Source organism: Prevotella sp. E13-27, assembly GCF_023217965.1.
Lineage (GTDB): Bacteria > Bacteroidota > Bacteroidia > Bacteroidales > Bacteroidaceae > Prevotella.
In genome coordinates this window covers 863,039-877,671 of sequence record NZ_JALPSC010000001.1, presented here as the reverse complement: position 1 = coordinate 877,671, position 14,633 = coordinate 863,039, and the positions used below count along the sequence as shown (strand labels likewise).

The following is a 14,633-nucleotide window of genomic DNA, read 5'->3' as shown; positions in this document are numbered from 1 at the left end:
TGCCATTAGCATATGAGAAAGTTGAAATTAGAACAACCCTACGCAAGCATGGTTATTTGCGGTGCTCTCCAAACGATTCCTAGCAGATGGGATGACATTAAAGAGGGCGAGAAGATACTAATATATGCGGATGGTGTATCTCAGCAGTTCACAAAGGAACCTCTGGATTTTAGAAATGAAGTCCATAGGAAGTTTATGAATGAGCTTTTCTTTGGGAATCTGCCAGAGAACACATATCCTGTAAACAAATATCTGGGTTATGTGATAGTTTCAATTGCTGGTACGAGAACAAAGAACTGGCCTATTAGCACAGACAAATTCGTGTTTGTCAAAAATCCCCATGTGTTTGAGCAGCCAATCAAGGACTTCAAATGTGACATATTCCAATTAGATAAACAGCCTGCACACCCTTCAAATCCCAAAAGAATGGAACGTAAGGGAGATCGACTTATAGTACCTGTAGGGCTTTCTGCTTGGCAACAACTAAGGGATGAGGAGGAATATAAAGATGTGTTTGTCTTTTGGGAGAGTTATATGGGCAAGATAGTTCCACCAGTATTTGCCAATATACTTGAACCACCATCGTTAGATGACGATGATGACGAAATTTGGGAAGTTCATTTTGTGTATGAAAACAAAGTCATCAAGTTCGTAACCAACTATAGTGTGGGATGGAACATGGCAGGATATAAAGAAGATGGCAAAACAAAAGGGATAGAGGTTTTCCAGTTTGACCTTGATGATCTCTCTCCCAATTCTAAATTAGGATTCTTCAAAAAGAGGGAAACTATCAGAACTGCTAAAAGTGAAAAGAAATCCTATGTAGGATCAGGTAATAATAGTGAGTGGGTGCATATCATCTATACTCCTATGGGTGGCATGACCAGATGGAAAAGGAGGTAGGCTTATGAATAATAATCAGAATAAGATTTGCCCCGTATGTGGTTCGACGGATATAGGGCTATGGAATTCTAGAAAACAGACATTCCATTGCCACGAATGTGATTCCTATTTTAGCAAATATGGTAGTGTAATAAATGATAATGTACCAATAATCCAATCAAAAAGGGACGGCTGGAACGGTTTTTCTGACCCAGATGACTTCCCCACTGACGGATTTGGTGATAACGGATGGTAATCTTTTGAACTATGGCGTATTCATATAAATATCCAAGACCAGCAGTTACAGCAGATTGTGTGGTCATCACCAAAGAGGACTGTCCGAAGGTACTGCTAATAGAGCGAGGTGCAGACCCATTCAAAGGTTGCTGGGCTTTTCCTGGAGGATTCCTGAATATGGATGAAACTACGGAACAATGCGCTATTCGTGAGCTGGAAGAAGAAACTGGCATGAAGATCCAGGGGCTACGACAGATAGGAGCCTACTCTAAGGTTGATCGAGACCCAAGAGGACGCACAGTAACAGTTGCTTATCTGGCTGTCATTGACTCTCCATGTGAGGTAAAAGGCCAAGATGATGCTGCTAAAGCTCAATGGTTCCCACTTGATGCACTACCCAAGTTGGCTTTTGATCACGATGATATAATGAGTGATGCTATTAAATGCTATAATGATATAGATTGATATGGGATGGAGATTTAGAAAACGCATAAAAATACTCCCTGGCATAAGATTAAATCTTAGTAAGAGTGGGATAAGCACTACAGTCGGTGTTCGTGGAGCGAGTGTAACATTTGGTCCAAATGGAACTTATTTAAACACTGGCATCCCCGGAACAGGCATTTATAGCCGTGAAAGAATATCAGGCCCATCTATGTCTACTGGGAGTTATTATATCATTAACACCTCCAATTCATCGGTAGAGACGAATTTGTTTAATCATAGATATTTTCTCGTATCTGAACAAGGCATAAGGATTCCTGTATTCAAAACGAACTTCTCTATTGCATACTTAATTGCATTATTGACTCCAATATTGGGTCTTTTTCTATTTATGTACGGGTGGTGGATGATAGCTTGTAGCCTTTTAACCGCTTTGATACATATTGTCTGTTGGACGGTTCTTTATGATAAGGTTGACTATAGTTCAAAAACAGCAAGTTTTGCTTTCCAATGGATAAAAAATGATTTCGACGCAAAGGTTAAGCATTTTCAAAAAGGCCATCAGGTCAGAATGGCCATATCTGATATCATTGCCTTTTTCTGTTTATATCCATTATTTGCAATGTTCGGCGAATTTATGAGCTTATTCAGCTCATGGCCAAGAACCTATGAAGGGGGCGTTATAGTTACTATAATTACAATTATAACAGTTTTTTTATGGATTGCGGCTTCCTGCCAAGAGTATGCGATGCTAAAGAAATTGAAAACCATCATAATTCCTTTTAGTGAAAGAGCAGACAGAAACAGGGATGTTGCTATTAGTTTAGCGTTTAATGACATTAGAATTGGAGAGGGTATAGCAAAGCACGATATTGCTAATTGGCAACTAACAGATGAATATGATAATTATAAATCTTTCTTCGTTCAGAAAACGTTAATCGTAGATGGGATAAACTATGAATGTGATTGTATTATCAGCAGTATTGATGATATTATTGGTTCTTTGGAAGTAATAATTGAAAAAAACATTTCAAAGGATTTATACCCATTGTTTGTTACTAAGTACGGTGTGCCAAATGGAAAAGAAATAAAAGACTTTGATTCTCCTTTTTCTAAAGCATGGAACTATAATAACTGTCAAATAGCATTTCAATATGGTGTTTTCGGAAGAGAAGTTGATGCGAAAACTTCACAATTCGAGCAGATACGAATAACATACATAGATAGGAAATGTAATGCTGAGATAAAAGTGTTAAGCGAAGAAAGAAAACAGAAAGAACGTATAGAACAATTACATAAAGCAGAACTCGCAAAAGTAGAAAAGACTCGCAATGAAGAAATAGAAAGGCTCAGAAAAATAGAGCAAAGAGAAAAAGAAAGTCTACAAATATAGAATTTGTAACGTCATTAATTATAATTTAGACTGTAATGCCAGCAAATATAACAGTTCAACAATATACGCCATCGGAGATTATAGGTATCTTCAATGACATTTTAGCTCACCAGAATAATCAGGCGAGTGGCAAAATCGTGTGTATTCGAGGACTTTATTTGGTAGGCAATGGCACATCATACCAAGGCTATTATTATGATACTTTGCGTGATGAAAAGTCATCCTCAGAATTACCTATTAGGATAAGTGATGCCCAACGGAAAGAACTTACTCCAGGCAATTTGGTCGAGATTCTTGGCACCCTGGGACGTAAGATAACTCCTAAAAGCGAGATTAAACTGGAGTTAAATGTGTCTCGTGTAGAAATTGTTAAGGAGCAGGTCATCGACGAGAACGAGGTAAAACGCATCGAATACCGTCAACGTAAAGTGTCCGATGGATTTAAGAACGTTGATAGCATCCTCGAATCTCTCTTATTCAATGAGACAAGACCCAAAATTGCCCTCCTGATAGCAGCGACATCCATCACTCTGAAGGACTTTGAAGATGGTATCAAGGCGGCGAGGGTAGCACTTGACTTAATTGAGGACAGGGTAGTATTTACCCAGACAAAGCTTCTTTGCACGAAGCTAAAACAACTGGATCAGTTAGGCTATCATGCTATAGCTATGGTTCGGGGTGGTGGTATTGACTCAACTACTGATGTTGACAAACCAGAGGTCATTGAGACTGTTGTAGGGCTGAAAACACCATTTATCTCTGGTGTAGGTCATAAGGACGAAAAGATATTCTTACGTCAGGTTGCAGACAAATGGACTGCAACTCCACAGGGATTAGGACAATATTTCTCTGAAATGGTGGAAATAGTATCGGAGAAGAAAACCAAATCTCGTGCCGCCATTACTGAGCAGATTAAGAAGCAGTTTAAGGAACAACTGGAGGCTGGTCAAAAGCAGAACAAAGAACTACAGGAGAAATTAGCAAAACTCACAAAGACCCAAGAGGATGCCAATAAAAAGCATTTGGAACAAGTGCAAGCAATGACTAAAGCCCAAGAAGAAGCAACAAAAAAACATAATGAGCAAGTCCAGGCACTAACCAAAGCACAGAATGAGGCCACAAAGAAGCATAATGAGCAAGTAGAAGCTATACAGAAACAGCATAAGGAGCAACTGGAGAAAAGTAACAAGCAGAATGAAGAGTTACAAAAGAAACTTGGGGAACTGACAAAGACCCATTCTGAGCAGTTAGGTAAACTCCAGGCTCAACTGAAGGCACAGAATGATGCCAGCACAAAACAGTCAAAAGAGTTCAACGAGAGCCTGAAAAAGATGCAGGAAACCAACGGTCAACTTCAAAAGTCGATGGAGAAGCTGACAGCACAGAATACTCAGGCTAACAAAGATTTGAATGAAGCCAAAGACAAAGCACGTCAACTGGAGAAGCAACTATCTGAGGCACTATCCAATAGTGGTAGTACCCTTTGGAAAATAATTGCAATTATTGCTGCAATCGCTTTCTTCGCTGTTTTATTATTCAAATAAGCAACTGCCTATGAAGAAGTCAATCAGAGGAATCAGTTTCGTCGATAAGTTCAAGGAAAGCTGTTTATACAAAGAACTGTATTTGCAGCATAGAAATGAGTTGTTCATTGCCATCAGGAATGAATACATAAACATCTACTATAATAATATCAGCATAGCAAAGGTTTCCTACACTCAGGGAAACATGATTAGGTGTGAAATAAATGAATACTATTTCACTGGTATTAGCAATTCGCCGATGCTTACCCTATGTTCTGAGGATGAGATTAGAAAAAAGATTATCGGCTGTTATGATACAATAAAGGCCAATAGCGATAAGAAAAGCAACGAAGAGAAAAAATCGCAGTCTGCCTTGTTCATAAAGAATAATAGGAATGTAGAATCTGAATGGTATTGCACCGATGTAGAATGGCGCAGACCTGCGGATGTAGAGCATTTAGATTTTAATGCCAGGTTCGACATAATAGCGATTACAAAGAAAAGTCCATATCGTATTGCCATTATTGAACTAAAGTATGGTCGAAAAGCTGTAGGTGGAGATAGTGGTATAAGGAAACACATTGAGGACTTTTACTTGTTTGGAAAATATAATTACTTTGAAATCTTCAAGAGAGAAACTAAGGCCATATTAAATAATCTCAGTGACCTGGATCCTGATTTTCCCGAAGAATTGAAGCATGTGAGAATGGATCAGATGGCCAGTAAACCTGAGTTCTATATTATTACCCTTGATAATAATGCTTACGATACTCTTTGTACTCCAAAACAAACAGTTGGAGGGTATATGTTTGACGATGCTACCCGTTGGAACAGCCCAAGGGTTTCATGCAAAACCGTAGAATCCGTTTTCGGTGATGTTACAGACCCTAATAACGGTAAGGTTTATGTGAAGTTCCTGTTCTCTCCTAAAACCATAGAGGATTTGAAAGACATTTCTAAAATTGACATCATAAATGATGCAATGTATGATTTGCCAAGTAGAGAACAGCACACATCAATGCCAAAGTATTCAAACAATTCTACGGAAAGGACATCAAGCAATTACAAAAAGAAAGAGCAGGTGCGCCAGTTAGAATTGATGAAGAATACAACCTTGTTTCATGGTGATTGTGGCGGTGGAGAATTTTTGAATAAGACATGGGAGTTTTGCTTGTTAGATTCTCGCAATAATATATTTGAAGATATTGTAGATGATTGTATTGATTATTTCAAAAACGAACAAATAGTATTTTGGGGCAGTAACGGTATTCCCAATCATATATTGTCATCACAAGTAGCATGTTTGAATCATCTGTTTGCTATTAGATACGATCGGGATTTGGTTCTTAAATTAGCCCAAATGCTCGTAGGCCATGAAGTAGAAGATGTAGAGCCTGTCGAGTGTGACAAATCTCGTCCTTATATTGCATTTGAAGTGACAAGCAGCAAGGATTATCTGAATGAGAAATACGTTAAGCGTGGAGCCAACTGCACATCGGTTGATGCAGTCATCATAGCCCGAATAAATGGAGGTGATAAAATCCTGATTCCGATAGAATGGAAATATACTGAAGGCAATGAATATAATATAGACAAATCAGGCACAGAGGGAAGTGGCAAGGAGCGACTACGCAGATATACAGATTTAATCAATGCCTCGAATCAGTTGCAGGCAATATCTGGTGGCTATCTAAACACCGTGTATTTCGTAGAACCCTTCTATCAGTTGATGCGGCAGACACTTTGGGCAGAACAAATTATAGCTCATAAATCTGTTGAGCCAATCAAAGCAGATGATTTTGTTCACGTTCATGTAATGCCAAAGGAAAATGCGACATTGCTCCATCGTAGATACAGATATTCGGAAATGGGATTAGAAGAAACGTGGCGTAATTTGATTTTGGATCAGAGCAAATACAAATGGATAGAGCCAAAGAATATTGTTAAACTGATAGATGAATCTGGACGATATGCAAAACTGGTTCAGTATCTAAATTTGAGATACGGATATTAAAAAGACGTGATATGGGAAATATCAAGATAGTACGAGGTGTATTCGACACCAAACTTGAACTTGAACATGCTGGAGTTGCGGCAGGCTTTCCTTCTCCTGCTGACGATTACAGGCATGAGACGCTTGATTTTAACCGTGACTACATCAGGCATCCCGAAGCATCGTTCTATGGTGACGTAGAGGGTGACAGTATGAAAGACGCAGGACTGTTTGATGGCGATAGGGTCATCATCGACAGAGCTGTAGAGCCACATGACGGTTCAATCGTGGTTGCATGGTGGGATGGCGGTTTTACAATGAAGTTCCTGGATCTGACACACAAGAATGACGGCTATATTGAATTGCGTCCAGCCAATGACGATTACCCTGTATTCCGTGTCGATGATCCAAACGAATTTCAAGTATGGGGTACTGTTATTCACTTGATTAGAACATTTGAAAAAGTATGAAGAAGTTGCTGTTATTGTTTGCCGCTTGCCTCATGGTTATAGGCTGTGAGAAAGATGTGATTGGTGAAGGCTACCCAGAAATGGAGGGTTTCTATAATGAATCCTGTGGACTTCCAAAAGTGACAATTGATAGTGTCAAGTTGTTTTCCGTAAAGGTTAATGACTACACTACAGAGTACCCCGAATCAAAGGAACACTCCCTATATCCCAAGATTCAAGCCAATATAAAGTCTGCATCGCTGCGTATAACAATAACAGCTGATACGACGTGGGCAGGTACAACAACGATTCATTTCTAAACAGATAAAGATGAAAGACCTAAAGCCATATATTAACGCCTATATATCCAATTGGGATTATATAAACAATCTCGAAGATTATAAATGGGAAGCTATAAAGCATTTCCAAAACACATTCCATGTCGAGGGGTCAATCACTTCACGCACCATTCAAGGTCTATCTAAGCATGTTAATCTTCTCGATTCACAAACATACTATCCTTTGGGTATGCTGATTGAAGTTTCCAAAGAGAAACAAGATGTTACAGACAAGTTGCTGACAAACCTCTTCGATGAAACTATACCCCTAAAAGAAAGAGCGATTGCTTATATGTCTGGCTTTGACAAGTTGGTAAAGACAATGGCAGACGAGGGTCATAGCGATTGGAAAGGGCGCGATAATTTACAATCTTTTCAGGATATTCATGCCGTCTCTGTTTATTTGGCTCTGCACTACCCCAAGGCGCATTATATATACAAGTTCAGCATATTCCAGACATTTGCAAGCATGGTGGAGTATAAGCGTAAAGAGACGGGCAAGGTTGATCGATTTATTGAGTTCTATAGTCTCTGCGAAGAAGTCAAGAAAGAACTTCTGAAGGAAAAAGAGTTTATTGCAGAATACAATAAATGGATGCTTTCGCATAGCTATACTGACGAGAACTATAACCTTTTAACTCAGGATTTCATCTATGCTGTAGCCAGATACTTTAATAACAACACCTACACCAAGTCAGATAAGAAGAAACCTATTGCCAGTAGCAGTCCCAAAGTGATAGAAGCTTCTCAGTTCTCCCATGTTAATGAAAGTTTCTCTGGGGAGTTCAAGGCAGTTAAAGGTGTTGACTATGCCAAGAAGGATGAAATATTCAGAGGCATTGGGCTATTAGGTGAAGAATGGGCTGTAATCTATGAGAAAGAGCGATTGAGCAAACTTGGTATCTCACACTCTGTCATTCACACTTCAATAGAAGAAGGTGACGGGAAGGGTTATGACATAGAATCTGTAGAGGATGATGGCATTACCCCAAGATATATTGAGGTAAAAACTACGACTGGAGGTGTTGGTCAGCCTTTCTACTTCACTTCCAATGAACTATTCTACAGTGAACTTAACAAGGAACATTACTACGTTTACAGGATTTACAATTTCAAGAGTGCTACTAGGCAAGCAGATTTACTAATGATTCATGGTAGCCTTAAAGAGTTGAACGGAAAACCTGTAAGCTATAAAGTATCTCTAAAGGAATAATACTTATGTACGGCATCATTGACTGTGATAATTGTTATTCCGAATAATTCGTTATTCTGAATTTGAGTATTTACTGTGTTGTAGATAGCAAACTTCTACGAAATCTATTCGGAATAAACAATCTTGATTTCATTATTCTTCTAATCCTTATGCTAATAAAGTTAGTTAAGCGTTTATATATTAACCACTTTATTTTAGAAGATTATGGATATAGAAAAATTGAAAATTCTCCTTCCCACTTTCTATGAAAAGCTAAGGGCAAGGAATTATGGTGATGGTTATATAGGGAAGTATCAGTATGTAGCCAAGAGTTTATTTGATATCGTCGAAAATGACAAGAGTTTGAATACCTATGAGAAGGCCTATTCTGCATTGATGGCCCGACGTCCTTACAAGAAAGATTCTATTCGTGACTACCGTCGTTTAATTGGTCATTTCAAGGCTTTTGAAGAAGAGGGTATTTTCTTTCCTGACACGGGTAAACTCTGTATGTTTACTTTATCCCCCAAAGCTTATGACAAACTTTCTCCTGAATTCAAATTGTTGATAGACAGATACGTCAAGAAGGAGCGAGAGGAAGGACGAATCAAAGAAGGTAGTATCCAAACAATGGCTGGCTGCATGGCATCTCTGTTGCTGGATATCCAGCGTTTGGGAGCGAAGGATTTGGACGAAATTTCGGAATATATGGTGCGAACCGTTTTTGGAGATAGGTATGGAAGACATAACAGCTATCATGTGAGCCGACATGTTATGCGGGTATTGACAATTTGTCAAGCAATGTATCCGAATGGTGAGTGTCATAGGCTCTTGGCAAAGATTCCGGAATTCCCCCACAAAAGAAAGCTGTTTGACTACATTACAAAGGAAGAGTGCAACATTTTAGCAGCAAGTCTTAACGGCGAAGAAACGCCACTGACCTATAAGGAAAGGGCTATTGGTATGCTGGCATTCTATATGGGAATGAGGGCGAGTGACATCAGCAATTTAAGATTCGAAGACGTGGATGTAGATAAGGAGGAGATTCGGTTCGTCCAACAAAAGACGGGAACAGAAATACGAATTCCACTGTTATCGGTCATCGGCAATGCCATCGCGGACTATATACTGTCGGAACGTCCGACATGTAATACAGACAACATCTTTGTGGAAACGAATAAGCCCTACTGTGGACAAAAGCATAAACGCATCTCACACATTGCTCGTGACATATTTAAAAAGACTGGCATTAGACAGGAAACAGGGCGGAATCAAGGACTACATACAATGAGACATTCTTTTGCACTTTCATTGATAGAGAATGATGTAGAAAGGAACACTGTCCGTGAACTGATGGGGCATGTGAGCTTGGAATCCCTGAATCCATATATAGATGCAGATATTGAGAATTTGAGGGGGTGTGCTTTAGACATCAGTTCTTACATTAAAGTATTACCTACAATGGAGCCATTCAAATGCAGATTCTCCGAGATACTCACGCAATACCGGCAAGAATCTTTCAATTCCTGCAAATGGTCATATCTGAAGAACATTGCTTTTCACTCGTTTGATAGCTTCTGCCAAGAATGTGATACGAGCATTGGTAACAGTATGTTTGAGATCCTTAGATTATGGATGCAACCCTTTCCCAAAGAATCAGCAGACTATTACAAACACAGGATACAAGGCATCAGAGGCTTCCTGCGATACCTACATGAGGGAGGATGCGATGTACCAACTGTTCCAAACAATGAGGTCCCGACAAAAAAGAAGCAATTCTTGAATGCCATACCTGTCAGCTGTGCCGCTCCTTATATCCTTGAATACATGGATTACAAGAAAACATGTAAGGGGAGTCCCACTTATTATGCATCCTATCATTTGTATGACTTCGACAGATTCTGTCTTGTGAATTTTCCTGACAGCAAAGATCTCTGTCAGGAAATCATTGACGGATGGTGCATGCAGAAAAGTTCGGAGAATGCCTGTACCAAAGCAAAGAGGGTAAGTGAGTTACGTACATTTCTCAAGTTTCTCCATAGAAGGGGATATGGGACGTTTTGTTGTCCTGTCCTTACGACAAGACCGAAGACAGAGACTCTGCTGAAGAAGCCCCATGCATTTACGGAATCCGAACTGTGCAATTTCTTTTTCTCGCTATCTCACCTGACAATTAAGGACTCTCCTGAATCAGAAATCACAAAACTATCTCTGCCCATATATTTCTTGCTATTGCTCTCCTCCGGGCTGAGAACATTTGAGGCACGTCTGCTTGACACAAAGGACGTGGATTTAAAAAACGGCATCATCAATGTCAGGCATACGAAAGGGTATGTGGAGCACCGGGTGGCCCTCCATCCTTCAATGCTTAAAATGCTTATGGAATATGATAAAGCTATAGAGAGACTCGTACCAAAAAGGAAGTGCTTTTTCCCGACTTCCACAGACGAGCACCATAGCGTGAAATGGGTTGATTACAATTTCCAAAAATGTTGGTATGAATTTAACAAAGAACATGCCGTGGCCTATGATTTCAGACATCGATATGCCACAGAGAACATCAATGGCCTCCCTGCTGATTCTGCACTGTTCAACAAGCACATTGCCTACTTGTCAAGAAGCATGGGGCATGCGAGTTTCAAAATGACGATGTATTATTACAATTTTACCCCGAAGATGGCCGAGCACATAAAGGCTGCCAAGGCTGAGACTTTCAATGACATATTATTAGACCGTTCAAACTTTTACAGCGATGAAAATATCTAAGCAAGCAAAAGAACTTGTCAGTCATATAGACCTTTGGCTGAAAGTATATATTCCCAAGACATGTGGATATTCTGTCCAAACAGTTATGTCATACAAGCAGGTAATGCGCCTCTATGTGGAATATTTGGAAGAAAAGAAATCTGTCACAGTCGACAGTTTTAGTGATATATGTTTTAGCCGTGAGACTGTGGAAAGCTGGCTGATCTGGTTACAAAATGGACGTGGAGGGAAACCATGCAGTCGCCGTACGAGGGATCACAGGCTAACAGTGATAAGGTCACTCCTGAAATATCTTCAGTCCCGTGATATAGCATATGCGAAAAGGTACATAGAGTCCTGCGAGATACCGATGATTTCTCACGGAAGAGGCAAAGTCGTCGCACCTCTGAGTAAAGTGGCGATGAAAGCATTTTTTGCCAGTATTGATTGCAACACTATAGCAGGAAAGCGCGACTATGCACTTTTCTCATTCATGTATGACACAGGCTGTAGAGTCGGTGAAGTCCTGTCCGTTAAGACTTGCGACCTCATACTGGACCACGGATCCCCCTATGTCATTGTCAAAGGAAAAGGTAATAAAGACCGTTGCCTCATACTTTCTGAGAAAACCGTGAACACACTCAAGGCATATATTGCATATTTCTCTATTCCGTATGATGCTAAGACATATCTGTTCCATTCAAGCCATAAGGGCCGAACGGAAAAGATGTCCGCTGATGCAGTGAACACCAGACTATACGCCATTTCCTACACTGCACATAAGACCTGTCCGGAAATACCCTTGAAGATGCATAGTCATCAGATTCGCCATTCCGCAGCAACGCATTGGTTCATGGACGGGATAAACATCGCCATGATTTCAGAATATCTTGGCCATGCCAGTCTCGAAACGACCCGTGTATATCTTGGGATAAGTCGTGAAGAGTTGGAAACAGCCTTAAGAAAAAGGGAATATATGCCTCTTGACCAGCCCAAGAAATATAAAATACAAGGAGGACTAAGAGGATTATTAGGTCTTTAGGATGGCTGTTTACCATTAGGGGGTCCCTATCCCAGAAACTGAAAAGATGGCTATTTTACTATTATGTTATTCCGAATTAATCTTGTAAACTGAGTAAATGCAGAATTACTTTTTCAGACAATTCGGAATAAAGAATTATTCGGAATAACAGTTATTATTACTAATTATCAATAACAATTGCTACGTTTCATGTGAGCGTGTCTTTCGACCAGACCTGGAGGGCAAGCCTGTTGTTGTGTTGAGCAATAACGACGGTTGCGTAGTGGCTCGCAGTAATGAAGCCAAGAAGATGGGAATAAAGGCTGGTACACCATATTTCCAGTTAGCCCAGCAATTTCCAAACCAGAAGATAGCTGTATTCTCTTCCAATTATGAGCTTTATGGAGAATTGACAGGGCGTATAGTTAGCCTTATCAGCCAAGAAGTTCCTGCATACTTCCGCTATAGTATCGACGAGTGTTTTATCTACCTCGACGGCATGGAGCATCTGGATTTGAAAAAGTGGGGCGAGGACTTACATAAGAAGATTAAGCAGTATGTGGGTATGCCTGTCAGTATTGGTCTGGCTCCAAACAAGACTCTCGCTAAGATGGCCTCACACTTTGCTAAGAAGTACCAGGGCTACCGTCACTGCTGCATGATTGACTCCGATGAAAAGAGAATTAAAGCTCTTAAACTGTACCCCATCGATGAAGTTTGGGGCATCGGGAGAAGATATGCAGCCAAACTCGAAGCCTTGGGTGTAAAGACGGCTTATGACTTTGCGGCTCACAATGGCGATTGGGTTAAGCTGACATTCAACAACATTGTCATTCAAAGAACGTGGCGAGAGTTGAATGGTGAGGACTGCGTGCCGAATGAGGAAATGGCAAAGAAGAAAAGCATTTGTACCAGTAGGAGCTTTAACGGTATGATTAGCGACTACGATACGCTGCGAACCCATGTCTCAAATTATGCTGCTAGGTGTGCTGAGAAACTGAGGCAGCAGAAAACAGTAGCCTCTATTGTAGGTGTATTTGTCAATACCAATGCCTTCAGAGAGGATCTTGCACAGTACTGGAACTTTCAGGAGCAACGATTGATAACACCTACCAGTTCTTCAATTACCATCATTGAAACAGCCAATGAGGTGCTAAAGAAAATCTATAGGCAGGGGTATCAATATAAGAAAGCCGGTGTGATAGTGATGGGTATTGGTGCTGACAGTCCTATCCAGCAAGACCTATTTGATATTAACGCTGAACAGTTTGAAAAGATGAAGCGGCTTGATGAAGTGATAGACCGCATAAACAGAATGCAGGGAAGCGAAACAATAGTGCTTGGTTCTCAGCAGTACACAAGGAAAGACGGCAAGGGCAAGGCTGATGTTTTTGCCAATGCTATCAAACATGATTTCAGAAGTCCATCACCAACTACGAGGTGGTCGGACGTGATTAAACTAAAATGAAGAAAACTATGTTTGAGATTTTGAATAAATACAGTCATACAGGGCAGTTTGAATTTCATGCTGACGATAATTTGAGAATTGTCTGCAATGCACCTACTGATAAGAGTGGGGTCTATATTGTATGGACTAATGAACAGCTATTATATATTGGTCGTTCTGGAAAGAAAGAGAATGGTGTAATAGTTCATCGAAAGTGTGGCTTGGGTGGAATAAAAGACAGGCTGGTAAATGGTCATCAGTTTGGGAAACTCCCTCGTAGACGCATTTGGCCTGAGAAAATGAGAGAAATGGGGGTGTCTGTTCTCTCAGTCTTTTGGTATGATACAGAAGAGGATGATCCTGTAGAAGTTGAGAGACTGTTACTTGCAGAAGCTACATATAAAAATGGAGTATTGCCTCCTTGGAATAATCAGCTATATTAAATGACAACAAAACAGATAACAGCAACCAACGTCAACGAGCAGATTAAGCAGCTCTATCAGACGGCATTTCCAGAGGACGAGCAAATACCTTGGGAAGACTTGGTGCGCTTGATTGGAGAAATGCACCTTGACTTCACTGCCTACTACGAGGGAGAAGAGTTCATAGGTTTCACTATTGTATTTCCACATGAGCCTTTTAACTGGTACTGGTACTTCGCTGTGTTACCAGAACTACGAGGCCAGGGTAAGGGTCAGGAGATACTAACCACTCTCATTGAGAAATACAGGGGAAAGATTCTTGTTCTTGACATGGAATCACCTAAACAGGAAAGCGACAACATAACTCAAAGGAAGCGTAGGTATGAGTTCTACCTTCGTAATGGATTCCGGGACACAAATCTTTATCGGAAGTACGATGTGACAGAAATGACCATAATGATAATAGGCGAAGGTACATTCACGATGAAGGATTGGGATGACATTACCAATGAGTTGAGAAAGTTCTGGAGGTGGGATTGAGTATGAT

13 protein-coding genes are annotated in these 14,633 nt (G+C 40.2%); all 13 read left to right on the top strand.

Features of this window, described 5'->3' with window-relative positions; genetic code table 11:
* Positions 1–12: 12 nt before the first annotated feature.
* Positions 13–903, top strand: coding sequence for a hypothetical protein (locus M1L52_RS03770; RefSeq protein WP_248613507.1), 891 nt, complete (start codon positions 13–15; stop codon positions 901–903).
* Positions 904–1,149: 246 nt separating this feature from the next.
* Entirely contained in the window at positions 1,150–1,584 is a 435-nt protein-coding gene (locus tag M1L52_RS03765; RefSeq protein WP_248613506.1) for an NUDIX domain-containing protein, read from the top strand.
* 1 nt (position 1,585) lies between these two features.
* On the top strand, positions 1,586–2,956 hold the full coding sequence (locus tag M1L52_RS03760) for a DUF4236 domain-containing protein (RefSeq protein WP_248613505.1): 1,371 nt from the start codon (positions 1,586–1,588) through the stop codon (positions 2,954–2,956).
* A gap of 35 nt (positions 2,957–2,991) precedes the next feature.
* Positions 2,992–4,500 carry an exodeoxyribonuclease VII large subunit gene (locus M1L52_RS03755; protein WP_248613504.1) on the top strand — a complete coding sequence of 503 codons (1,509 nt, stop codon included), beginning with the start codon at positions 2,992–2,994 and terminating at the stop codon, positions 4,498–4,500.
* Between the two features lie 10 nt (positions 4,501–4,510).
* On the top strand, positions 4,511–6,493 hold the full coding sequence (locus M1L52_RS03750) for a PGN_0703 family putative restriction endonuclease (RefSeq protein WP_248613503.1): 1,983 nt from the start codon (positions 4,511–4,513) through the stop codon (positions 6,491–6,493).
* A gap of 11 nt (positions 6,494–6,504) precedes the next feature.
* Positions 6,505–6,942 (top strand): LexA family protein, encoded by a 438-nt coding sequence (locus tag M1L52_RS03745; RefSeq protein ID WP_248613502.1) that lies wholly within the window; start codon positions 6,505–6,507, stop codon positions 6,940–6,942.
* Positions 6,939–7,241, top strand: coding sequence for a hypothetical protein (locus tag M1L52_RS03740; RefSeq protein ID WP_248613501.1), 303 nt, complete (start codon positions 6,939–6,941; stop codon positions 7,239–7,241). The genes M1L52_RS03745 and M1L52_RS03740 overlap by 4 nt, the downstream gene beginning before the upstream one ends.
* 10 nt (positions 7,242–7,251) lie before the next feature.
* Entirely contained in the window at positions 7,252–8,472 is a 1,221-nt protein-coding gene (locus M1L52_RS03735) for a DUF3883 domain-containing protein (protein ID WP_248613500.1), read from the top strand.
* A 204-nt stretch (positions 8,473–8,676) separates the two neighbouring features.
* On the top strand, positions 8,677–11,217 hold the full coding sequence (locus M1L52_RS03730) for a tyrosine-type recombinase/integrase (RefSeq protein WP_248613499.1): 2,541 nt from the start codon (positions 8,677–8,679) through the stop codon (positions 11,215–11,217).
* A complete protein-coding gene (locus M1L52_RS03725) occupies positions 11,204–12,238 on the top strand; it encodes a tyrosine-type recombinase/integrase (RefSeq protein ID WP_248612889.1) in 1,035 nt (344 codons plus the stop codon). The genes M1L52_RS03730 and M1L52_RS03725 overlap by 14 nt, the downstream gene beginning before the upstream one ends.
* Before the next feature lie 163 nt (positions 12,239–12,401).
* Entirely contained in the window at positions 12,402–13,685 is a 1,284-nt protein-coding gene (locus M1L52_RS03720) for a Y-family DNA polymerase (RefSeq protein WP_248614563.1), read from the top strand.
* On the top strand, positions 13,682–14,107 hold the full coding sequence (locus M1L52_RS03715; protein ID WP_248613498.1) for a hypothetical protein: 426 nt from the start codon (positions 13,682–13,684) through the stop codon (positions 14,105–14,107). Before M1L52_RS03720 ends, M1L52_RS03715 begins: the two co-directional genes overlap by 4 nt.
* Positions 14,108–14,626 (top strand): GNAT family N-acetyltransferase, encoded by a 519-nt coding sequence (locus tag M1L52_RS03710; protein WP_248613497.1) that lies wholly within the window; start codon positions 14,108–14,110, stop codon positions 14,624–14,626.
* The last annotated feature ends 7 nt before the right edge of the window (positions 14,627–14,633 follow it).

Excerpts from the sequence above, each read along its gene's own strand:
- M1L52_RS03770 (WP_248613507.1), top strand. The coding sequence starts at position 13 with ATGAGAAAGTTGAAATTAGAACAACCCTACGCAAGCATGGTTATTTGC.
- M1L52_RS03730 (WP_248613499.1), top strand. The coding sequence starts at position 8,677 with ATGGATATAGAAAAATTGAAAATTCTCCTTCCCACTTTCTATGAAAAG.
- M1L52_RS03710 (WP_248613497.1), top strand. The coding sequence starts at position 14,108 with ATGACAACAAAACAGATAACAGCAACCAACGTCAACGAGCAGATTAAG.
- M1L52_RS03715 (WP_248613498.1), top strand. The coding sequence starts at position 13,682 with ATGAAGAAAACTATGTTTGAGATTTTGAATAAATACAGTCATACAGGG.
- M1L52_RS03745 (WP_248613502.1), top strand. The coding sequence starts at position 6,505 with ATGGGAAATATCAAGATAGTACGAGGTGTATTCGACACCAAACTTGAA.
- M1L52_RS03735 (WP_248613500.1), top strand. The coding sequence starts at position 7,252 with ATGAAAGACCTAAAGCCATATATTAACGCCTATATATCCAATTGGGAT.
- M1L52_RS03755 (WP_248613504.1), top strand. The coding sequence starts at position 2,992 with ATGCCAGCAAATATAACAGTTCAACAATATACGCCATCGGAGATTATA.
- M1L52_RS03760 (WP_248613505.1), top strand. The coding sequence starts at position 1,586 with ATGGGATGGAGATTTAGAAAACGCATAAAAATACTCCCTGGCATAAGA.
- M1L52_RS03765 (WP_248613506.1), top strand. The coding sequence starts at position 1,150 with ATGGCGTATTCATATAAATATCCAAGACCAGCAGTTACAGCAGATTGT.
- M1L52_RS03725 (WP_248612889.1), top strand. The coding sequence starts at position 11,204 with ATGAAAATATCTAAGCAAGCAAAAGAACTTGTCAGTCATATAGACCTT.
- M1L52_RS03750 (WP_248613503.1), top strand. The coding sequence starts at position 4,511 with ATGAAGAAGTCAATCAGAGGAATCAGTTTCGTCGATAAGTTCAAGGAA.
- M1L52_RS03740 (WP_248613501.1), top strand. The coding sequence starts at position 6,939 with ATGAAGAAGTTGCTGTTATTGTTTGCCGCTTGCCTCATGGTTATAGGC.